Below are 21,088 nucleotides of genomic sequence, written 5' to 3' on the forward strand. Positions count from 1 at the left end.
ACAGGTAATGTAAATAAAAACTCAACAGCTTTGGAGGTTATATGAAGGATTATAAAAAGATATTAGTGGTGATTAATCCTACAACGGATCATCAACCCGCATTGGCACGTGCTGTTGAATTAGCGTCAAAAAGTCAGGCAGAGATAACTGCATTTTTATCTATTTTTGACTTCTCTTATGAAATGACCTCAATTTTGTCTAGTCAAGAACGTGAAGCAATGCGCCAAGGTGTTATTGATCAACGAGTCGCTTGGTTAGAAAATGCCATTGATGGTTTCAGTAAACTCAATATAAAAATTAATACCGAAGTTGTTTGGCATAACCGCCCTTTCGAAAGTGTGATTAACCATGCGATGAAAGGCAATTATGATTTAATTGTTAAAAGCACCCACGTACATGACAAATTAAAAGCCGTTATTTTTACACCGACTGATTGGCATTTAATGCGTAAATCTCCTGTTCCTGTTTTATTAGTCAAAGAACACGATTGGCCAGTGGCTGGAAAAATTATTTGTGCGGTTAATGTAGTGACTGAAGATGAAGATCATCAAACTCTTAATGGCAAAATTATTAATCACGCTCTCGATTTGGCCAAAAAATTCTCTGCCAGTGTTCACTTAGTTAATGGATACCCTGGTACGCCAGTCAATTTGGCTATTGAACTGCCCGACTTTGATGCCAATGTGTATAACAACACAGTGCGGATGCAACATGAACAACGAGTACAATATTTAGCGCAAGCATATAATATTCCACTTGAAAATTGTCATGTTGAAGAAGGTTTGCCTGAAGATGTGATTCCAGAAATGGCGGCGAAATTAGATGCCGAACTAGTGGTACTGGGTACAGTTGGTCGCACTGGTTTTTCAGCTGCATTAATTGGTAATACTGCTGAACATGTCATCGACAGCATTAATTGTGATTTGTTAGCGATTAAACCTGATGGCTATAAATCACCTTTAGAAGATTAGTCTCCAATAGAATAGGTTAACTACTTTACCCTGACCTCGAATACTGGAATAATACGCGCCCTGAAACACTTGGTTACTGGGCGCATTTTTATGTCTGAAGTTGATACAATCGCTAAACAAAATATTACTCGTATGAATAAACTGCAAAAGCGTCTACGACATGAAGTCGGTTCAGCCATTGCAGACTACAATATGATCGAAGACGGTGATCGTGTTATGTGCTGCCTTTCCGGCGGCAAAGACAGCTACACCATGCTGGATATTTTATTAACCCTTCAACAACGTGCCCCAATCAAATTTGAAATTGTGGCTGTTAACCTAGACCAAAAGCAACCAGGTTTTCCTGAGCACGTTTTACCTGCTTATTTAGATAAGTTAGGCGTGGCTTATCATATTCTCGAAAAAGATACGTATTCTATCGTTAAAGAAAAGATCCCTGAAGGCAAAACGACATGTTCACTTTGCTCTCGCTTACGTCGCGGCACTCTTTATGGATTTGCCCAACATATTGGCGCAACAAAAATTGCTTTAGGTCATCATCGTGACGATATTATTGAAACCATGTTTTTGAATATGTTCTACGCTGGCAAACAAAAAGCAATGCCGCCTAAACTATTGTCTGATGACGGCGCTAATATGGTCATTCGTCCATTGGCCTATTGCCGTGAAAAAGATATTGAAGAATATTCAACTCTAAAATCATTTCCTATTATTCCTTGCAACTTATGCGGCTCACAAGAAAACTTAAAACGTGGCGCAGTTAAAGACATGTTACAAATGTGGGATAAGCAACACCCTGGTCGTATTGAAACTATTTTTACTGCAATGCAGAACACCTCACCTTCACAAGGTGTTGATCGCGATAATTTTGATTTTATATCATTAAAGCGTAATCCCGATGCTGTTAACACCGGTGATGTAGCCGACGCTGACTTACCTGCTTTTGATTTTGTTGATATCAGTAATAATGGTCATATCAATTTAGACATTATTAATAGAATCGATGTGGTAGCAACGTTTAAGCCATAATCAATATATTAGATGTTAATAGATAAACAAAAGGCGTTGATATCAACGCCTTTTTACTATTATTTATCCCGAGTTTAGGTTACTGAGAAACGAAAGGACTGACAACACTGGGTTTGTGAGTAAATGAAATGTTTTTCAGCTGAGTGATTTGTTCGAGTGTTAAAGTGAATTTCTCGTTAACAATTGATTCAACATCATCTATAACAACTTTAATTGTTTTGTCATCAGCTTGTATTTCAGCAAACTCAAACGTGAGTCCATTAATCGGTTTTCTAAAATACTTCATTGGAAAACCCTGTAAGCCATCAAGCAGTTTATTCATATCGTTAGTTAATGCTAATAGTTCTGTTTGAGTGAAACTTTGTTTAGTTTCTTTAGCGCGAACTTGCATGGCAATTCCACATTGAGCAGCATCACCCACCACATTAATATTCACCAAGCCGCGGTCAGATTTAAGCTGTGGATCGTAAGGAATAAATAAACGTTGTTGCTTGGTATATGTTAACGGAAACTGTTCTTTTTCGGTGGTAATACTGCCTGATACTATGGTGCAATCAGGTGTTATAGGAACACTAAAAGCTAGCTCAACTAGTGGATAGTTTTGCTTGTTGACTTGCTTTAATCGATCATAAAAGCCGTTGTACTCTAAAGAAACAGTTTCAGCAAAACTGCTATTCACTATAAAAATAGTCGATATAAAAATAAATCCGTTAAGTAGCGTACGATTACGCATTAGCTTTGTTCCCTTGTAAATAAGGCTTATTGTGTTTAAGCATTTCGAGGAGTTCATCAATGTACTCATCTTTTCGTTCTGAATAATTCATTAACCCATAAACCAATTTCTCGGCTGTTGGTTTAACTTTTTGAGCCCGTAAATCGGCACGAATAGAACGAAATAAACGATACGCGGAATTGGTGTTTAAATTGATCATGTAAGCAATAATGGAATCTTTGGGTGAATCGAATACTGCAACTTCATGGATTTTGCCATCAGCTCTTGCTAATGGCACTAAACCACAGCCCTCAATAAAACACCACTGGCCAAAAAAGTTAAACCCGTCGACAGCAAAACGTGAACTGCCCCAACCGCTTTCATTGGCCGCTTGTACTAATACCATATCTACTGGAATAATATCGATACGCTTTAATAATGGCGTTAACGTTATGCGAGTAAATGCTTGAACATCATATTGATATTTAGCAATAATAGATGTCAATCTATCATTGTCATGTTCACTTAACCCTAAACCATTATCAATTTGCTCAATAACGGCCAGTAAAAATTGACGATCGTGAATAATTATCTGATTTTGTGCTTCAATGGCAGGACGTAAAAAATCAAAAAATGTTTGTTTTTTAGTGGCAACATCTTCTATTTCAGCAAACATTGGCACTTTACCTAGGTCAATATTATTCAGCTGACGCGCACCAGATGATACTGATACTTGACTAGTATTAGGAAAAATGAACAGTCGCATCGCTAACAAAGCAACAACGGCTAAACCTAATGCAAATGTCACCTGACCTACATTGCCTATCTTCAATATTACCTGCCTTATCAAAAATTGATTTTCAACTTATTAATCTTACTAATTATAACCTTAAAAAACGATGGGATACAGTAAACCCCTTTTGTAGATTGCGTACTTACCCGTAATGGATCACGCTATGTTAAGTCATCATCCACAAAAACAAAAATTAATTACACTTTAAAGACTATATCCAGTTAAAATTGATTATATGTGATTACGGTGCGGTCTTGTATTGGCTGCTTATCGTCTTATTCAACAACTCAAGGACTTGAGCACAGATTATGTTGAATCATAAACTCAATAATTATCACCATGTGGTAGCCATCGGTGGCGGACATGGGTTGGGCAGAATTCTTGCTTCATTATCTTTTTTAGGCCCAAGATTAACGGGCATTGTTGCAACTACGGATAATGGCGGTTCTACCGGTCGACTTAGGCAAGATCAGCAAACTATTGCATGGGGGGATTTACGTAATTGTCTTTCTCATCTTGCACATCGACCATCGTTAGGTTCAATGTTATTTGATCATCGTTTTACCGGTGATAATGAACTTTCTGGGCATAATTTAGGTAATGTCGTATTACACGCACTTGATCAACTTTGTGTAAGACCACTTGAAGCGGTTAATCTAATTCGTGGCTTACTTAAAATTGAAACACAAATTATTCCGATGTCAGAGGCTTCGACTCATCTTGTAGCACTTACCCACTGTGGTAATAAAGTGTTTGGTGAACTCAATGTTGATGGCATGAAGGAAGCACCGATCGCGTTATCTTTGGAACCTGAAGTTGAGGCGACATCAGAGGCATGCGATGCATTAGCAAAAGCTGATTTGATTATTATCGGTCCGGGCAGTTTTTTAACCAGCATACTGCCACCTTTATTACTGCCACAAATTGCCAAGAGCATTCGTGACTCAAACGTACATGTCATGTTAATTGATAACTTAACGGCTGAGTACTCCCCTGCAAGCACTTTTAGTATTGAAGATAAAATTGCTTGGTTTAACCAGGTAATAGGCAAAGAAGTTATTGCTGATGTTATTCAGCATGCAGATGAAATTAAGCTGTCTTACTCCAACATTAATGGTGTTCGTTTTAATCACTTTCCATTAGTCAGTCAACACCATCCGGGATTACATGATAAAACCGCATTAGCAGATGCGATTAGCCAAGTTTGTGACTTATACCACACGCCAATTGATATGGCACAATACCGTCATTGCAATATTAAATAAGTTTATCGATGTTGGGTTATATCGACGCTCAAAGCGTTTAACATTCGTTATTGATTTGGTTTATAGACAGACTGCTCACTGAAATGATTTTTGATTTGATGAACACTTGGCTATCGTTGTGATTTCTTAGGTGTGAATATTGAAATGGCAAACAAAAATGGCTGCATATTGCAGCCATTTTTGTATCACAATAGTAAAACTAAATCACTTGAGCTATAGCTTTACAAACCGCTGGAATATTATTTTTCGTTAAGCCTGCAACGCTAATACGACCCGAGCCGACAATATAAATTGCGAACTCATCTTTTAAACGTGCAACTTGGCTTTTGTTCAAACCAGAAAAGCTGAACATACCATTTTGACGAGAGATAAAACTGAAATCTTGTTCAACACCTTCAGCTTTTAGGCTTTCAACAAATAAACTGCGCATCTCAGCAATACGTTCTCGCATTAGTGTTAATTCTGTTTCCCATTCTTGACGCAGTGTAGCATCAGCTAAAATGGTACTAACAATTAATCCACCATGTGCCGGAGGATTGGAATAGTTTGCGCGAATAGTTTTTTTAATTTGGCTAAAGCTTTTTACTGCATCATCTTGATTTTCAGCGACGATGGTTACCGCACCAATACGTTCGTTGTATAAACCAAAGTTTTTAGAAAATGAATTTGCAATCAATAACTCTGGTACCAAAGCTGCAACCGCTCGTAAACCTTGCGCATCTTCATCAATGCCGGCACCAAAACCTTGGTAAGCAAAATCAAATAATGGCAACAATGATTTTTCCGAACAAACCTTGGCAACTAATTTCCATTGTTCAATCGATAAATCAATACCCGTTGGGTTATGACTGCAGCCATGAAGTAAAACAACATCACCGGCATTCGCATTGGCTAAATCAACCAACATTGAATCGAAATCCATGTCATGTGTTTCAGCTTTGTAGTAGCGGTATTCTTTAACGGTTAATCCTGCTGTTTCAAAAATATTCTGGTGATTGGCCCAAGTAGGATTACTAACCCAAATAGTTGTTGATTTAGTATTTCGGACGAGAAACTCTGACGCTACCCGTAATGCACCCGTTCCGCCGGGTGCTTGCGCTGTTACCGCTCGTTTATCCGATATAATTTGGCTATCAGCGCCAAAGAGTAATTCTTGAACCACTTGGTTGTAAGCTTGTACACCTTCAATACCGAGGTAATTTTTGGTCTTTTCGGTTTCAAGTAAAATAGCTTCAGCTTTTTTTACTGAAGATAATACCGGCGTTTGCCCAGCTTCATCTTTATAAATGCCAACACCTAAGTTGACTTTGTGAGAGCGAGTATCTGCTTTGAAAGCATCTGTTAAGCCTAAGATGGGATCTGCTGGAGCAAGTGTTACTTGAGAAAAGATCATTACAACTATCCTAAGTGAGGTGAATAGACAAATTTTGCTTAGTTATACCACTCTATGTCCCTTGTGAGTAGTGAGTTTTTTGATTGTTGAGATAAAAATACAAAATTGATAAAAACAACGCAAAATATTTTAATGTTCTGGGCATTCTTATGGTCAAAATACATTTGAATAAACAGATTACTTGTACTAAGTGTGCCGAATTGGGTAACACCTAATCATTAATAATCTTTCAAAAAATGATATGTCGTTTAGTTGCACTATTCAGTGCTACGTTCATAGCTTCATTCAACTGCATTGCCGCTTACTCGTATTGAATGTTTATATCATAAACTCAGTCTTGTATAACATTGGCAACCACAGCAACGTTTATCTTTAAAGATAAACAGGCCCTAATCATCATCAATATTTTGAACACAGTGAAAGTGCTCAAATGAAGACAGTTTATTGGGAGTAAACAGGATAACTCAATTTATTAATAATACAGGTGGTATAAAAAATAAGTATAAAAAAAGGAACCCGAAGGTTCCTCTTTTTAAAGCGACAAACTAATTACTTAGTTAACGCTTCTTTTGCTTTCTCAACTAAAGTTGCAAAAACAACTTTGTCGAAAACAGCGATGTCAGCCAAAATCTTACGATCGATTTCAATAGACGCCTTTTTCAAGCCGTTAATGAAACGGCTGTAAGACAGACCATTTTGACGAGACGCTGCATTAATACGTGCAATCCATAACTGACGGAATTGACGTTTTTTCTGACGACGGTCACGGTAAGCATATTGACCAGCTTTAGTTACTGCCTGAACAGCAACACGGTAAGTACGGCTACGAGCGCCATAATAACCTTTAGCTAATTTTAAAACTTTCTTGTGACGAGCACGTGCGGTTACACCACGCTTAACTCTTGGCATTTTCTAAACTCCTAAATTAAGCGTATGGTAGTTGACGCGCGATTGCTGGAACGTCAGATTTAGCAACTAAACATTTAGCACGTAAGTGACGCTTACGCTTAGTGCTTTTCTTGGTCAAAATGTGACGTAAGTGTGCTTGCTTGCGCTTGAAACCATTAGCGGTTTTCTTAAAACGCTTCGCTACACCCTTGTCTGTTTTCATTTTAGGCATTTCTAAAACTCCGCATTGGGACGTTAATAAACGTAAGGCGAGCAAAAGCCTCAAGAGACTTTTGCTACTTTAGGGTTGCCCTACTATTTCTTTTTAGGTGCTAGCACCATAATTGCTTGTCGACCTTCCATTTTCGGGAAAGATTCAACAACCGCATACTCTTCCAAATCAGCCTTGATACGGTTCAAAAGATCCATACCTAGGTTTTGGTGTGCCATTTCGCGACCACGGAAACGCAGCGTAATTTTCGCTTTGTCCCCATCTTCTAGAAAACGAATCAGGTTGCGTAGTTTTACCTGATAGTCGTTTTCATCAGTGCCAGGACGGAATTTAATTTCCTTAACCTGGACCTGTTTCTGCTTCTTCTTTTGTTCTTTTTGAGCTTTCGCTTTATCAAAAAGGAACTTACCGTAGTCCATTATGCGACAGACAGGAGGCTCAGCATTGGGACTGATCTCTACAAGATCAACTCCGGCTTCATCTGCAACGTTCTGAGCTTCTTTTATACTTAATATACCAATTGGCTCACCATCTAAACCTGATAAACGGACTTCAGGTACACCAGTGATTTCATCATTGATTCTATTAGGGGCTGGCTGTCGCCCTGCTGTTCTTTTGATCTTTATGACCTATTCCTCCAACAATTTGAGACTACGGAGCGAAATCTGTTGACGTATCATCGCGGCGAAATCTTCTAGTTTTAACTTGCCTAAATCGATACCGTCACGTGTACGCACCGCTACTTCCTTATTTTCCATTTCTTGATCACCAACGACCAATAAATAAGGCACACGTCTTAGGGTGTGTTCGCGTATTTTAAAGCCTATTTTCTCATTCCTCAAGTCAAAAGATGCTCGAATACCCTGTTCTTTGAAGAATTTAACGATTTCTTCAACATAATCAGCTTGTTTGTCGGTAATGTTCATTACAACTACTTGCATTGGAGCAAGCCAAGTTGGGAATTTACCGGCGTATTCTTCTATCAATATACCTATGAAACGTTCTAAAGAACCTAAAATAGCACGATGGATCATTACTGGCGTCTGGCGACTGTTGTCTTCTGCGACATAAGTGGCACCCAAACGAGTCGGTAATGCATAATCGAGTTGTACTGTACCACATTGCCATGCACGATCTAAACAGTCATGCAAAGTAAATTCGATTTTTGGACCATAAAACGCGCCTTCACCCGGTAATATTTCATATTTAATATTATTATTGGCAAGAGCTTGCTTTAAAGCGTCTTCAGCTCGGTCCCACATATCGTCGTCGCCAATACGCTTTTCAGGACGAGTTGACAGCTTAACCACGATATTATCGAAACCAAATGTAGCGTATGTGTCATATACCATTTGGATACATGCACTGACTTCTTCTTGTACTTGATCATCAGTACAGAAAACATGAGCGTCGTCTTGAGTAAAACCACGTACGCGCATTAAACCGTGAAGTGAACCAGATGGTTCGTTACGATGACAACAACCAAACTCTGCCATACGTAATGGTAAGTCACGATAAGATTTTAACCCTTGGTTGAAAATCTGTACATGACCAGGACAGTTCATTGGCTTGATCGCGTATTCACGGTTTTCGCTATTAGTAGTGAACATGGCTTCTGCGTATTTATCCCAGTGACCAGAACGTTCCCATAACACGCGATCCATCATTAGTGGGCCTTTCACTTCTTGATAAGTGTATTGACCTAGCTTTTGACGAATGAATTTCTCAAGTTCTAAAAATATGCTCCAACCATCGTTATGCCAAAACACCATTCCTGGTGCTTCTTCTTGCATATGGTACAAATCTAATTGTTTACCAATTTTACGGTGATCACGCTTAGCCGCTTCTTCTAAACGCACTAAATGAGTTTTAAGGGCTTTTTTATCGGCCCATGCTGTTCCGTATACACGTTGCAGCATTTTGTTATCAGAGTTACCGCGCCAATATGCACCAGCAACGCTCATTAACTTAAAGTTCTGACAAAAACGCATGTTTGGCACATGAGGACCACGACACATATCGATGTATTCTTCGTGGTGATAAAGCGCTGGTGTTGCGTCTTTACTGATGTTTTCATCTAAAATAGCAATTTTGTATTCTTCACCACGACCATCAAATGCATCGCGGGCCTCTTGCCAAGATACAACCTTTTTAACCACATCGTAGTTAGTTTTGGCTAATGCAAGCATACGCTTTTCTAGGGCTTCGATGTCTTCATGCGTCAGCTTATGGTCTAAGTCGATGTCGTAATAAAAACCGTTGTCGATAACCGGGCCGATTGCCATTTTGGTTTCTGGCCACATTTGCTTGATCGCGTGACCTAATAAATGCGCACAAGAATGGCGAAGGATTTTAACACCCTCTTCGTCTTTGGCCGTGATGATAGCTAATTCTGAGTCTGCAGTGATTAAGTCAGTTGCATCTTTTAATTCACCGTTTACACGGCCAGCAATACACGCTTTTGCTAAACCAGGGCCGATGTCTAATGCAACATCAAGAGTCGATACAGGATTGGCAAACTCACGTTTGCTGCCATCAGGCAATGTAATAATAGGCATGAAATTTCCTTTTCCAGTGGTGACCCACACGTAGGGCCACATGGTAATTAAGTATGTTCTTTTTGAACGAGAGCACGTTAATGAAATCAAGACAGTACAGGAGTCTTAGTTACCCAAAAACGTAAGTCTCTATTCTATGTGATAAGCGGATTATTGCGCAACCATCATGCGGTCAATAACTGCCAGAAATAGCATGTTTAAGTCAAATTAATCACGTGAGTTGACTGTATTAGTGAGTGATGATTTTAGGCGGAGACTGTATTGACAATGCTATGTAGGTTCTAACGATTTTGATTTAACGATACCAGTTTCATTGAATGATTTAAACAATCAAGTTAAGGCGTTGATTAATATTGATAAACTTAAAAATCGTTACGCATTAACTTTTTTGAGTGAATTATATTCGCCACAAATAGAATCATTCTTAGGGATGATCCAAAATATAAAATGCTCACTATACTTATTTAAAAGGAGTCAGTGAGGAGTATTAGCTATGAGATTACTTTCGCGTGCCATTTATTGCCCACATTGCGGACATCATCAATACGTCACTTTAGATGCAAGTTCTGGAGATCAAGAGTATTACGACGACTGTCGTATTTGTTGCAATCCGATACACATTAGAATGCACCTAGATGATAACCGACGTACAATTGAACTTCATATCGGTTCTGACGACGAACAAATTTATTAATTTCTAGCTCGCCTGCTTAAAATTCAAAGCAGGCAAGTTAATAATCAATATTCAGTTGGGTGATTAGGCGAGCTGCTTTTTAGCTAAAATTCGCTCAACAGTATCAACGATCACTTGTGTTTGACTGTCTATTTCGATATTAATTTTGTCACCAACACTGTAATGATTCAAATTGGTCAACTTCAAGGTTTCAGGTATTAAATGCAGCAAAAAACCACTGTCACTGACTTTTCCTACTGTTAAGCTGCAACCGTTTATTCCCACAAATCCTTTATAAAAGATGTAGTTCATCCACTGTGGCTCAACCTGCAGTTCTATATTGTAATGTTCGTTGGTGTCACTGACGGCCTTAACAGTTGCCAGAGTATGTACATGACCAGATAATATATGCCCACCAATCTCAGTCCCAAACGTTAATGAACGCTCAATATTGACCTTGTCGCCGACACTGGTATTACCTAGGTTAGTTACGGCTAATGTTTCTTCCATTACATCAAAAAAAACCTTATCATTTAGTATCTTGGTTACGGTAAGACAAACGCCATTATTGGCTACGCTAGCGCCAGTCACTAATCCTTGTGTTAACTCTGGCGTCATTGCGACTTCAAAGGTTTTAAGACCAGCTGCATTGTTAATCGATACCACTTCACACGTGGCTTGGACTATACCAGTAAACATATTTCTCTCGTTCCATTATAGGTTTTTTAATGAATAATACAGGTTTTCAGATTTCACGCTTGATAAAATTGGCGCTTCCAGTGCTGATAGCGCAAGTGACACAAACCATGATGGGTTTTATTGACACTGTGATGGCTGGCCGTGTGAGTGCAGTGGATATGGCAGCCGTCGCCGTTGGGACCAGTTTGTGGCTACCTGCTATATTATTTGTTCAAGGCTTATTAATGTCCTTTACCCCGGTGTTTTCGCAACATCACGGGGCGAATAATCAACAAATCATTCCATCACTCATTTTTCAGGCGGGTTATATTGCCATAATTGGCGGTATTGGGGTGATGTTGTTTCTCGCATCTTCAACATATTTACTCGACTTTATGCATTTAGAACCAAAACTGCATGCATTAACCGTGGGTTATATAGATGCAATCTTGTGGGGAGCACCAGCTTTCGTTTTGTATCAGGTATTACGCGGTTGCAGTGAAGGGATTTCTTATACCATGCCGACAATGGTCATTGGATTTATCGGGTTAGCCGTCAACATACCCGCCAATTACGTGTTTATTTATGGTGGTTTTGGTATTCCCGCTATGGGCGGTGCTGGTTGTGGTGTTGCAACTGCATTAGTGTTTTGGGCTATGTTAGCCGCCATGATTATATACATGTTAGTGGATAAAACATTTAAAGAGCTCGCGCCATTCAAACAGTTTTTTCGTCCTCATTTAGCCAGTATGTGGTCCATGACCAAATTGGGTATGCCGATTGCGATGGCATTATTTTTTGAGGTAAGCCTGTTTGCTGTCATCGCATTATTTTTAGCGCCATTAGGTGCTAACGTCGTTGCAAGCCATCAGATCGCCCTCAACTTCTCATCAATTATATTTATGTTGCCCTTATCAATTGGTATAGCAGTATCGATCCGAATTGGTTACTACCTTGGCCGTGGGCAACCAGAAATATCGGCCTTAGTTGCAAAAGTAGGTTTAGGGTTATCATTAACGCTAGCCATTTTTACCGCGATACTAACCGTCACCTTTAAGCACCAAATCGCACTGCTATATAATGACAACCCTGAAGTGGTTGCATTAGCTGGCAGCCTAATGATGTTAGCTGCGTTCTATCAGATATCAGATTCTATTCAAGTTGTCGCTGCTGGTGCATTACGCGGCTATAAAGATACTCGTAGTGCATTTTACATTACCTTGTTCTCGTATTGGGTGATCGGCATGACAACGGGTTATATTTTAGGGTATACGAATTTACTTGTTGAACCTATGGGCGCACACGGTTTTTGGATTGGCTTAATTGCAGGTTTAACCTCTGCAGCAATTTTGTTTGCTATTAGATTGAGATACATTCAAAAGAAAGGATTTGAGTTTCAACAGATTGGCTATTCTAATTGATTTTTTACAAGCTTAAGCGACTCACATTGCTTAAGCTTGAATCAAGTTGCACAGCAAATCACCGTTTAGTCATAAAAATGTTTTTTTTGCTTGCATGCAATAGCCTATCCCCCTTAAGATAGCGTCCGCTTTGAAGCAAAAGTATTTAAAGCAAGCGTTAACAATACACCCGTAGCTCAGCTGGTTAGAGCACTACCTTGACATGGTAGGGGTCGGTGGTTCGAGTCCACTCGGGTGTACCACTCTTCTCAAAGAGTTTAAATATTGAGATTTTATTAAAAAGTAAACAATACACCCGTAGCTCAGCTGGTTAGAGCACTACCTTGACATGGTAGGGGTCGGTGGTTCGAGTCCACTCGGGTGTACCATTTTTTGCTGTAACCCCTCGTTTTAAAAGCCTTTTTGTATTGCCAAATTCTCTACAGTAAAAATTTATCTGCGCCAAATCGTATTAACCTCGTGCTAACCAGTTATTTTTCGAATCTATAAGTCATACAATTTTATTCTTGTTAAAATCAGTTTATAAAATAAATAAAACTCACAAAAATAGACAAAAAACACCAAAAAGGCGTTTTGTGCCCATTTAGTGTCAAACATGTTGGCACAAGTGATTTTTGAACCTCAAAAGTATGACCACCATACTTGCTGGCCCGAAGGATGAATTTAAACCGAAAAATCTAATTTACGTTAATACTATATTCAATTAATAGGATTAAAGAATTATTTTTGAGCTACTGACTTTCTTAAATCTCGTGATATGTTATCTGTGTATTTGTATGGTTTAATCTGCTTAACTTAATGACCAATGCTAGCTTAAACTCACACTAGAACCATGTTTATTCGATAACTCCAATCTTCATACGTTAATGGCAAACTGTTCAATAAGCTGCGTCTTTCTCTCCAATTAGGAAGATTCTTATCCATAATACATTTGAACTGCTCATTATGATGACGTTCAATTAAATGCACGAATTCATGGACTAGAATAAACGCTATGCATTCCGCTGATTTTTTGCTAACTCCAAAATAATCCATAGGCTTTTTTCTTCAATATTGCAGCTGCCCCATTTGGTTTTCATTTTCTCAATATCTACTGATGATAATTCAACATTAAGCCTCTATTGCCAACTATATTAATGACCTCAGTAGATAACATTAATAGCATTCGATTTGTGCCTTAATAAGCGCCATAACCGTTTCTATAGCTACATCATAACCAGCAGTTTCTTGTCTAACCGCATTAGCGATTTCACGTTCATTAAATCTATCATCTAACCATTCTGCTTTTTTTGTCTCGCGGATAACGCTATCAATTTCGGCGGTAAGCGTTTCATCAATACCAAGATTATCATAAAGCGCCTGTTTCGCAGTAGAATCAACGGAACTTGAATACGTTGAACTTCTGTTATTACTTGGGTTAACCACTTTTTGGCTAATAGGTAAATAGTGCGAGTACTTGTTGGTATCCAATGTTAAATAGCGCGCCATTAGCCGAGCTGATATCGATATGTTCAACCAATCGATTAGCTTATAATCTATTAACTGCCATTTCGATATCGCTGGAATTTTGGCTTTAGCCATGCCAACTGGAGCAAAGCCTTGAGTGTAAATGAGCGTTTTAAAGTCACTGATATCAATGATGATCAGTTCGTATACGCTAAGCATGACAATTAAACCCGACAAGGTATCAAATAGCAGTTGATAGCTGATATGAAACGCATCGATAAGCCTTACTTTACAACACAGAACTTTAGATAATATTTTTATTCAATTAGTTACAGCAATTTCCAAAAGAAAAAAATGAAATTGTTAACTTAGATTGATTATATTTGCATATTGAAATAGGTAACTAACTCCAAGAACACATTTTAAACAAACAACGTAAACTCGACAGCCAAACACCTCATAGAGAGGTAATAATGTTATCCATCATTATGGCCATAATGAGTATTCAGATTTTGCTCATGTTCAAGATCGAAAGGCTCTGATGGATCGTACGTGGGTGCATCTTTCACTTGCTGCTGCGTCATATCAACATAAATTTTAGAGGTAGGCCAACTCACCTCTTTAATCCATTTGGGCGCAATCAAAACCAGATGACCCAACCACCAATTACTGGTGTTAATAATCAAATAACGAATAGCCCAAGTGTCGATATCTATCAACATACCGTGCAAATGACCCAATTCACCGTCTATGGCATCAAGGTGATAACCCGCCACGGCATGACTGCTGCGTAGATGATGATCATTATCCCGTGATACTGCAGCCTCAATGTCTGCGGACATCTCTGGGTTTTCTACGTTATCTGGCTTTGGCGCGACACTATAATAACCAGGTGCCATCATGTTAGGACTGGGCTCACTTCCCCAAATACCAGTGTTACCCCAGTATTGTGAGTAACCATAATATTCCATATGATCGACCTCATGCTGTCTAGAGACTGGTTTTTCGCTATCGATGTCAGGGCTGTTTTTTACCTGTTCTCTTGAGATTGTGACAGTAAGCGTCTTATGCTCCTGATTAAACTCTTTGATTGATATGGGTGAAAGCAATATTTTTTTGCTTGATAACCAAGATCCCGTTTCGACTACCAAATATCGGATCACCCAATGCTTATCATCAAAATAAAAATCTTTGGTTAATCCAATATCGCCATCAGAGGCGTGAATGGCTAAACTTTTTAAATCCTTCAGTGTATATAACATAATGTATTTGCTCCAGATTAAAGATGGCAAACAATAAATCATTGCTTGCTAATAGAGTGAATATCTATCAGCTTGCACCAAATTTTCTATTCAATCTGTTCGGTGTCGCACCGATGGAGCATGAATACTAGCCTAATCTAGAGTTATCTATAAATTTTTAAGGTGAACTAGCATGACTGACATAGAAAAATTAGAGTTAGCGGCCCATCGCAGCGATATCATCGAAGACGTCAACAATTTGATTGAGAAATATCGCGCTATTTTTGGATGGGATGTACCCGATATCGATGAAAAAGTGGCAAACAGATTAATTTTGAATGAAGTTCGTCAGGCGCTTGATGATATTCAAAATGAATAAATTGTAAATATCAGTCAAAGCGCTTCAACATGTGAGTTTAGGTCAACGAAAAATCAGATGTTAAATGCATCTTGCATCAGACTGCACATAATCTTAAAGCACATAAACTTAACTAACTCCAGCGGCAAAAGCCGAATGTATAGCCACTAGAAAAATGGCTTTTGCAATCACTTTGCTGCTCTGCCCTTTTATGCCATTCATCTTCACAAAACAGCAGCCTTAGTAGCTGACTTGCTGCCTAAACGTAATCGCTGTAGGCCGTTGTTTAGTCTCTTTCCTATGAGCGAAACGCAGCTTTGCAAAGGTCTTTTTTACTATCTCCTCCCCCCAACTAAATATCCTGTCGATGAGTTAAATACTACTCAACATGCAATGCCTTTTGAACGAAAAATAATGGTTCCACTCGCCTGCTGTGATCGCAAATCACGCTAAACAAGTCATTTTAACCCTCTCGATTCAACAAACTCTGTTATATTGATAACAAGATTACTTAAGTATTATGTGATATTGAATAAAATCAATAACATAAGAAAGATCATAGCTAGTAGTGAATGTCTCACTTTAATATATTGAAAGGTTATCAATGATTGACCCAAATGAGAACGCATTACTTAAAGCATTACCTGAAGCAACAAAACTGCGCTTATTTCCACAGTTAAAGATAATAAAACTGCCCTTAGGTAAAGTTATTTATGAAGCTGGTCAAAACCTTGAAAATGTCTATTTTCCCATTGATAGTATTGTCTCTTTACTGAATGTTCTCGAAGATGGCGCATCGGCAGAAATATCTGTTGTCGGCAATGAAGGTTTAGTGGGCATTGCCGTGTTTATGGGGGGAGAAAGCACCATAAATCGCGCCATAGTACAAAGCGCAGGCCGAGCCTATAAATTGTCCGCGTCGATATTGTTCGATGAATTTAATGACAATCAAAGCCTTCGCGAACTGTTATTACGTTACACTCAAGCACTGATGGCACAAATGGCGCAGACGGCAATATGTAACAGGCATCATTCTATCGACCAGCAACTTTGTCGTTGGCTGCTGCTGTCGCTTGATAGACTGGCTAGCAACAATCTCACAATGACCCAAGAGTTGATCGCCAACATGTTAGGCGTCAGACGAGAAGGCGTAACTGAAGCCGCCGGTAAACTGCAAAAACTTGGGGTAATCAACTATAAGCGCGGTCAAATTACCGTGACCAACAGACAAAAACTCGAAACGCTGTGCTGCGAATGTTATGCAGTGGTAAAAGCTGAAACCGATAGACTAGAAACCTATTAACTAAAATATCTATTAACTAAATTATCTATGCCAAGCTACCCCTCATTGGTAGCTTGCCATGGTATCTGTGGCTATCTTGTCGTTTATAACAAATCATCCCAAACATTAAAAACAATAACGTCATGCCCTTTCTATATCCTCCCGAGCAAGATTAATCGGCTTCACAGCTAGACGCTTAAGGTGAAATGAATTGATTTCATTCAAACTCAGTGTTGTGAAACCACAGCCACCTAACCCATCGATTTAGTTAAACTCTCGATAACTATGTCGCTATCTTAGATAACTATGCTCCTTCGCCATGTTATGTCATTGCCATATAAGGTATTGCTTGTGAAATATTACTTTTATCAGCTTGCTAGCCCCTAGCTGTGCAACCGTTACACCGGTGCTGCCATCGAAATGATGCGAACCAGCTTCTTATTAACGAACTGCTGAATGCCCATTTCGCCGAGTTCGCGGCCATAACCGGAATCTTTGACGCCGCCGAATGGAAGCGCTGCATCGGTCCAATCAATATTGTTCATGAACATCATACCGGTATCAATCTGACTGGCGACGCGTTTGCCACGAGCGGCATCTTCGGTAAACACAGATCCACCAAGTCCGAAGTCAGAATCGTTGGCAAGCGCTATGGCCGCGGCTTCGTCCTTAACCCGAAAAATCAACGCAACTGGGCCGAAGAACTCAGTGCGATAAGCAGGGTTGCCTGGCTCAATGTTGGTCAGTATCGTGGTCTGCATGAAAGAGCCCGGGCAGTCGATACGCTTGCCGCCCATTAACACCTTAGCACCATGGGCTACAGCATCATCGACCTGCTTCAAAATATTAACCAGAGCGGCTTCTTGCGACATCGGTCCCTTGGTGGTTTTTTCATCCATCGGATCGCCAGGTTGCTGAAGTTCAAGCGCGGTTTGAAACTTTTCGATGAATTTGTCAGCAATCGAATCGAGCACAATAAAGCGTTTAGCAGCACAGCAGGTTTGTCCCTGGTTGTACATACGCCCCCAAACAGCCCAAGGAATCGTGTTGACGAGATCAGCGTCATCAAGCACGATAAAGGCATCACTGCCACCGAGCTCCATCGACGAGGGTTTGAGGTTTTGCCCTGCTCGGGCGGCAACGCTTCTGCCAGCGGCTAAACCACCGGTCAGTGCCACGCCCTTGACGCGCGGGTCGTCGATAATCTGGTTAGACTGTTGGTGCGAAACCAGCAGATTGGTGTACAAACCTTCTGGTGCGCCCGCATCAATCAGCAACTGCTCAAAGGCAATAGCACACTGGGGCACATTGCTGGCATGTTTCACCACCAAAACATTGCCCGCCATCAGTTGCGGGCCTGCGACACGAGCAAGTTGATAAAAGGGAAAGTTCCATGGCTCGACGCAGAAAATCACGCCTATCGGGCTGCTTTCCATATGGGCTTCGCCATTTTCCGGGTCAAGTTTCTCTGGAGCTAAAAACGCTTCCGCGTGCTCTGCATAATAGCTGAGGATTTTGCCACTGAAATTCACTTCGCCACGGGCTTCATCAATTCGCTTCCCCATCTCTAGTGTTGCCAGCTTGGGATAGTCATCAGTATGCGCATGCAGAAGTTCCGCAGCCTTGGCCATAATAGCGGCGCGTTGCTTATAGCTGGTATTTTTCCATGTTTGGTAACAGGCATGCGCAGCGGCAAGCTTGATCTCAAGCTGTTCATCACTGATTTCATCAAAGGTCTTCAAGATTGTTCCGTTATTGGGATTAATGCTTTTGTAGGTCATAGTGAAATCCTGTTTTAATTTGGTCTTATGGACGCCGCAAGCTTCTACTGAATTGTGCTACCTCGGCGATGACTTTTGGCGTTAACGCTCTTGTGACGTCGCCAGAGTTGGATAGTCGGTATAGCCCTTGGCGCTAGGTACGTAAAAAGTCGCTTCGTCTGGAGTGTTGAGCTCGGCATCTTGGCTCATCCGAGCGACGAGATCAGGGTTAGCAAAAAACGGACGGCCAAAGGCGACCAGGTCGCCATGTTTATCGCGTAACGCCTGTTCAGCGCTTTGATGATCAAACCCTCCGGACAGAATGAACAGACCATCGAAACCAGCGCGCAGCTTAAGCTTAAAGTCTGCGGGTACCGTTGGTGCCCCCATGGATGAATGATCAACCAAGTGGATGTAGAGAAGCCCCTGTGAGGAAAGTGCCTTAGTCAATGCCAGGTACTGCGTCTCTATGTCGGGGAATGCGCCGGTGCCATTGAACACACCGTAAGGAGAGAGCCGGATACCAACCCGATCGTTGCCGATGGCTGCCACTGTCGCACGCACAATCTCCAGCGCGAGTCGGTTGCGGCCTTCAATGCTGCCGCCGTAACCGTCAGTGCGCAGGTTGATCAGCGGATTCAAAAACTGCTCGATTAAGTAGCCGTTGGCGCCGTGTATTTCGACACCGTCGAAACCAGCCTCCAGCGCGAGCTTCGCTGACGTCTCATACTCTTTTACCACATGAGCGATGTCGGCCTCGGTCATTTTGCGGGGCGTACTGTGGGGCTGCATCCCTAGGGTGTCGGTATACATCTCGCCGGGGCATATCGCTGCATCTGGCCCGAGTATTTCGGCACCTGTTGGCAAGTTGTCGACATGCGCGACTCGACCGCAGTGCATCAACTGTAAGAAGATTTTACCGCCTTTGGCGTGTACCGCTGATGTGCTTGCCTTCCATGCATTCATCTGCGTGCTATCGAAAAGACCGGGGATGCGTGGGTAGCCCAGTCCGTTGGGGCTGGGCGAAGTGCCCTCGGTAATAATCAGTCCAGCCGTCGCACGTTGGCCGTAGTACGTTGCCATCAGCGCATTAGGCGTGTGCTCAGGCGTAGCCCGACTGCGTGTTAACGGCGCCATTACCATGCGATTGGATAGCTGCAGCGAGCGATTAGAAAACGTTTCGAAAAGCATAAGCTAGATATCCTGTTATGTATGATGAGGATGAATCCTGCCGAACCCGAAGAAAAGATCATTGCGGCAAGTCCTGAGAACTACAGCTTGCGCGCTGGCATTTAGCTGGTCTGTTCGTTAGAACACATACCCACAAATGACGCCTACAGATCTAATAGGGTCATTGGCTGGCAGAAAGTTCGCTAGCGAACAGATGAAATATCGTCAATTGCATATTGTATGTGTGATGCTTACTCGTCAGACATGAGAGCCAAGATGATTTATGAAGGAGTTTCACTGAATGCTGCGACTTCTGTATTTGGATCTGGCTTGGCCTGCTTGTTCGCCCCCCTACTACTGAGCGGAGGAATACTATGCTAACCAGACCAATGATACCGACAACACTCTGGGGCTCAACATCCCGACGCGTTACTGAGCTGACCCTACTTGCCATACTAACCCTATGTGGGCCGTCTGCTATCGCAGGCGATGGACCATGGCCGTCATTTACAGCGACGGCGCTTAGCGGCGAAAAAGTTGACAGTAACAAACTGATAGGTCAACCGACACTGCTCATACTTACGCCGTCTCGCAATGCCGCAATATCCACTCGGGAGTGGGTTAACACATTGCGCTCAGAGATAGATCATAGTAAATATCGGGTTCGCGACGTACTGGCTGTCAATTTACCCTTCTTTATGTCGGAAGAAGATGTCATTGGCCGAGCCAAAGAACAAGTGCCGCAGCGCTATCACGATCAAACCTGGATTCTCAACTCACAGATCATGGAAAGCGCGTTGGGTGTGCCCTCCGATAGCGAAGAGGCCGTCATTGTTGTTTTGGATAAGAACGGTAATCTGATATCGCAGGTTCATGGTAAAGTCACGGCGGCGCGGATGAGTGAGGTCACCAATGCCTTGCAGAGCCTGACTAGTGACTAACCGCCTCCGTCGCCGTCAATTATCACTGTAATATCGCTTTGCCAATATCATATTGGTCGGGCTTCTATGTATCGTTATCGAGTTTTGAAAGAATGTTTTGCGTTTGCGGATAGCAAAATTATACGAGTTATAGTGAACGATGAGGTTGTGAATAGGGTGCGTTGAATATACACCCAGGAAAAGCTAGCGAATTGGTCAACAAAAAAATGAATGTTGTATGCTCGGGTCTGTTGATCTTTGCTGGTTAAATTTCGTTCAAGATAAAAACGTTTTAATC

Annotated in this window: 20 protein-coding genes, 2 tRNA genes and 1 pseudogene; 10 read left to right on the plus strand and 13 right to left on the minus strand. The window is 41.0% G+C overall.

Going from position 1 to position 21,088, the window contains the following annotated elements; genetic code table 11:
* The first annotated feature begins 41 nt into the window (after positions 1-41).
* Positions 42-971 carry a universal stress protein UspE gene (gene uspE / locus EGC86_RS10185; RefSeq protein ID WP_011637480.1) on the plus strand — a complete coding sequence of 310 codons (930 nt, stop codon included), beginning with the start codon at positions 42-44 and terminating at the stop codon, positions 969-971.
* A gap of 90 nt (positions 972-1,061) precedes the next feature.
* The gene (gene ttcA, locus EGC86_RS10190; RefSeq protein ID WP_123777458.1) at positions 1,062-2,000 is read left to right on the plus strand and encodes a tRNA 2-thiocytidine(32) synthetase TtcA; all 939 of its coding nucleotides are present in this window, start codon (positions 1,062-1,064) and stop codon (positions 1,998-2,000) included.
* Positions 2,001-2,079: 79 nt separating this feature from the next.
* Here ttcA and EGC86_RS10195 read toward each other — a convergent pair whose 3' ends face one another.
* Together EGC86_RS10195 and EGC86_RS10200 are read right to left on the minus strand one after the other, a co-directional pair.
* Positions 2,080-2,733: a DUF2987 domain-containing protein gene (locus EGC86_RS10195; RefSeq protein WP_123777459.1), complete on the minus strand. Its 654-nt coding sequence runs from the start codon at positions 2,731-2,733 to the stop codon at positions 2,080-2,082.
* Positions 2,726-3,544, minus strand: coding sequence for a glucosaminidase domain-containing protein (locus EGC86_RS10200; protein WP_011637483.1), 819 nt, complete (start codon positions 3,542-3,544; stop codon positions 2,726-2,728). The genes EGC86_RS10195 and EGC86_RS10200 overlap by 8 nt, the downstream gene beginning before the upstream one ends.
* A gap of 269 nt (positions 3,545-3,813) precedes the next feature.
* Between EGC86_RS10200 and yvcK the strand changes: the two genes are divergently transcribed.
* The gene (gene yvcK, locus EGC86_RS10205) at positions 3,814-4,770 is read left to right on the plus strand and encodes a uridine diphosphate-N-acetylglucosamine-binding protein YvcK (protein ID WP_123777460.1); all 957 of its coding nucleotides are present in this window, start codon (positions 3,814-3,816) and stop codon (positions 4,768-4,770) included.
* Between the two features lie 199 nt (positions 4,771-4,969).
* Here the strand turns inward: yvcK and EGC86_RS10210 are convergent, their stop codons facing one another.
* The 5 genes from EGC86_RS10210 to thrS form a co-directional block, all read right to left on the minus strand.
* The gene (locus EGC86_RS10210) at positions 4,970-6,163 is read right to left on the minus strand and encodes an amino acid aminotransferase (protein WP_123777461.1); all 1,194 of its coding nucleotides are present in this window, start codon (positions 6,161-6,163) and stop codon (positions 4,970-4,972) included.
* A 549-nt stretch (positions 6,164-6,712) separates the two neighbouring features.
* On the minus strand, positions 6,713-7,072 hold the full coding sequence (gene rplT / locus EGC86_RS10215) for a 50S ribosomal protein L20 (protein ID WP_011637486.1): 360 nt from the start codon (positions 7,070-7,072) through the stop codon (positions 6,713-6,715).
* A 16-nt stretch (positions 7,073-7,088) separates the two neighbouring features.
* A complete protein-coding gene (gene rpmI, locus EGC86_RS10220) occupies positions 7,089-7,283 on the minus strand; it encodes a 50S ribosomal protein L35 (RefSeq protein ID WP_011496149.1) in 195 nt (64 codons plus the stop codon).
* A gap of 83 nt (positions 7,284-7,366) precedes the next feature.
* A complete protein-coding gene (infC, locus tag EGC86_RS10225) occupies positions 7,367-7,909 on the minus strand; it encodes a translation initiation factor IF-3 (protein ID WP_081430133.1) in 543 nt (180 codons plus the stop codon).
* Positions 7,910-7,912: 3 nt separating this feature from the next.
* Positions 7,913-9,841, minus strand: a complete 1,929-nt coding sequence (gene thrS, locus EGC86_RS10230; protein ID WP_123777462.1) for a threonine--tRNA ligase — start codon at positions 9,839-9,841, stop codon at positions 7,913-7,915.
* Between the two features lie 493 nt (positions 9,842-10,334).
* Between thrS and EGC86_RS10235 the strand changes: the two genes are divergently transcribed.
* On the plus strand, positions 10,335-10,535 hold the full coding sequence (locus EGC86_RS10235) for a CPXCG motif-containing cysteine-rich protein (RefSeq protein WP_123777463.1): 201 nt from the start codon (positions 10,335-10,337) through the stop codon (positions 10,533-10,535).
* A gap of 63 nt (positions 10,536-10,598) precedes the next feature.
* On the opposite strand, the gene EGC86_RS10240 is transcribed toward EGC86_RS10235, so the two are convergent.
* Entirely contained in the window at positions 10,599-11,213 is a 615-nt protein-coding gene (locus EGC86_RS10240) for a riboflavin synthase (RefSeq protein ID WP_011637490.1), read from the minus strand.
* 29 nt (positions 11,214-11,242) lie between these two features.
* Between EGC86_RS10240 and EGC86_RS10245 the strand changes: the two genes are divergently transcribed.
* The 3 genes from EGC86_RS10245 to EGC86_RS10255 all read left to right on the plus strand — a co-directional run bounded on the left by EGC86_RS10245 (position 11,243) and on the right by EGC86_RS10255 (position 12,981).
* Positions 11,243-12,613, plus strand: a complete 1,371-nt coding sequence (locus tag EGC86_RS10245) for an MATE family efflux transporter (RefSeq protein ID WP_123777464.1) — start codon at positions 11,243-11,245, stop codon at positions 12,611-12,613.
* 165 nt (positions 12,614-12,778) lie between these two features.
* A tRNA-Val gene (locus EGC86_RS10250) sits at positions 12,779-12,855 on the plus strand.
* Between the two features lie 49 nt (positions 12,856-12,904).
* Positions 12,905-12,981 (plus strand) — tRNA-Val (locus EGC86_RS10255).
* A gap of 451 nt (positions 12,982-13,432) precedes the next feature.
* Here EGC86_RS10255 and EGC86_RS21220 read toward each other — a convergent pair.
* The 3 genes and pseudogenes from EGC86_RS21220 to EGC86_RS10270 all read right to left on the minus strand — a co-directional run.
* Positions 13,433-13,716, minus strand: a pseudogene (locus tag EGC86_RS21220) (YgjP-like metallopeptidase domain-containing protein); the annotation flags it as partial.
* A 52-nt stretch (positions 13,717-13,768) separates the two neighbouring features.
* Entirely contained in the window at positions 13,769-14,278 is a 510-nt protein-coding gene (locus EGC86_RS10265; protein ID WP_123777465.1) for a hypothetical protein, read from the minus strand.
* 257 nt (positions 14,279-14,535) lie between these two features.
* Complete coding sequence (locus tag EGC86_RS10270; protein ID WP_123777466.1) at positions 14,536-15,321, minus strand: PRC-barrel domain-containing protein; 786 nt, start codon at positions 15,319-15,321, stop codon at positions 14,536-14,538.
* Positions 15,322-15,493: 172 nt separating this feature from the next.
* On the opposite strand from EGC86_RS10270, the gene EGC86_RS10275 reads away from it, so the two are divergent.
* Together EGC86_RS10275 and EGC86_RS10280 are read left to right on the plus strand one after the other, a co-directional pair.
* Positions 15,494-15,679 carry a hypothetical protein gene (locus EGC86_RS10275; RefSeq protein ID WP_123777467.1) on the plus strand — a complete coding sequence of 62 codons (186 nt, stop codon included), beginning with the start codon at positions 15,494-15,496 and terminating at the stop codon, positions 15,677-15,679.
* Between the two features lie 583 nt (positions 15,680-16,262).
* The gene (locus EGC86_RS10280) at positions 16,263-16,961 is read left to right on the plus strand and encodes a Crp/Fnr family transcriptional regulator (RefSeq protein ID WP_123777468.1); all 699 of its coding nucleotides are present in this window, start codon (positions 16,263-16,265) and stop codon (positions 16,959-16,961) included.
* A 377-nt stretch (positions 16,962-17,338) separates the two neighbouring features.
* Here the strand turns inward: EGC86_RS10280 and EGC86_RS10285 are convergent, their stop codons facing one another.
* Together EGC86_RS10285 and EGC86_RS10290 are read right to left on the minus strand one after the other, a co-directional pair.
* Positions 17,339-18,721 carry an NAD-dependent succinate-semialdehyde dehydrogenase gene (locus EGC86_RS10285; protein WP_123777469.1) on the minus strand — a complete coding sequence of 461 codons (1,383 nt, stop codon included), beginning with the start codon at positions 18,719-18,721 and terminating at the stop codon, positions 17,339-17,341.
* Between the two features lie 81 nt (positions 18,722-18,802).
* Positions 18,803-19,891, minus strand: coding sequence for an alkene reductase (locus EGC86_RS10290; protein ID WP_123777470.1), 1,089 nt, complete (start codon positions 19,889-19,891; stop codon positions 18,803-18,805).
* A gap of 608 nt (positions 19,892-20,499) precedes the next feature.
* Here EGC86_RS10290 and EGC86_RS21065 point away from each other — a divergent pair.
* Complete coding sequence (locus tag EGC86_RS21065) at positions 20,500-20,811, plus strand: hypothetical protein (protein ID WP_245423137.1); 312 nt, start codon at positions 20,500-20,502, stop codon at positions 20,809-20,811.
* Positions 20,812-21,088 lie beyond the last annotated feature (277 nt).

Origin of the sequence: Shewanella frigidimarina, from assembly GCF_003797125.1 — a bacterium.
GTDB lineage: Bacteria > Pseudomonadota > Gammaproteobacteria > Enterobacterales > Shewanellaceae > Shewanella > Shewanella frigidimarina.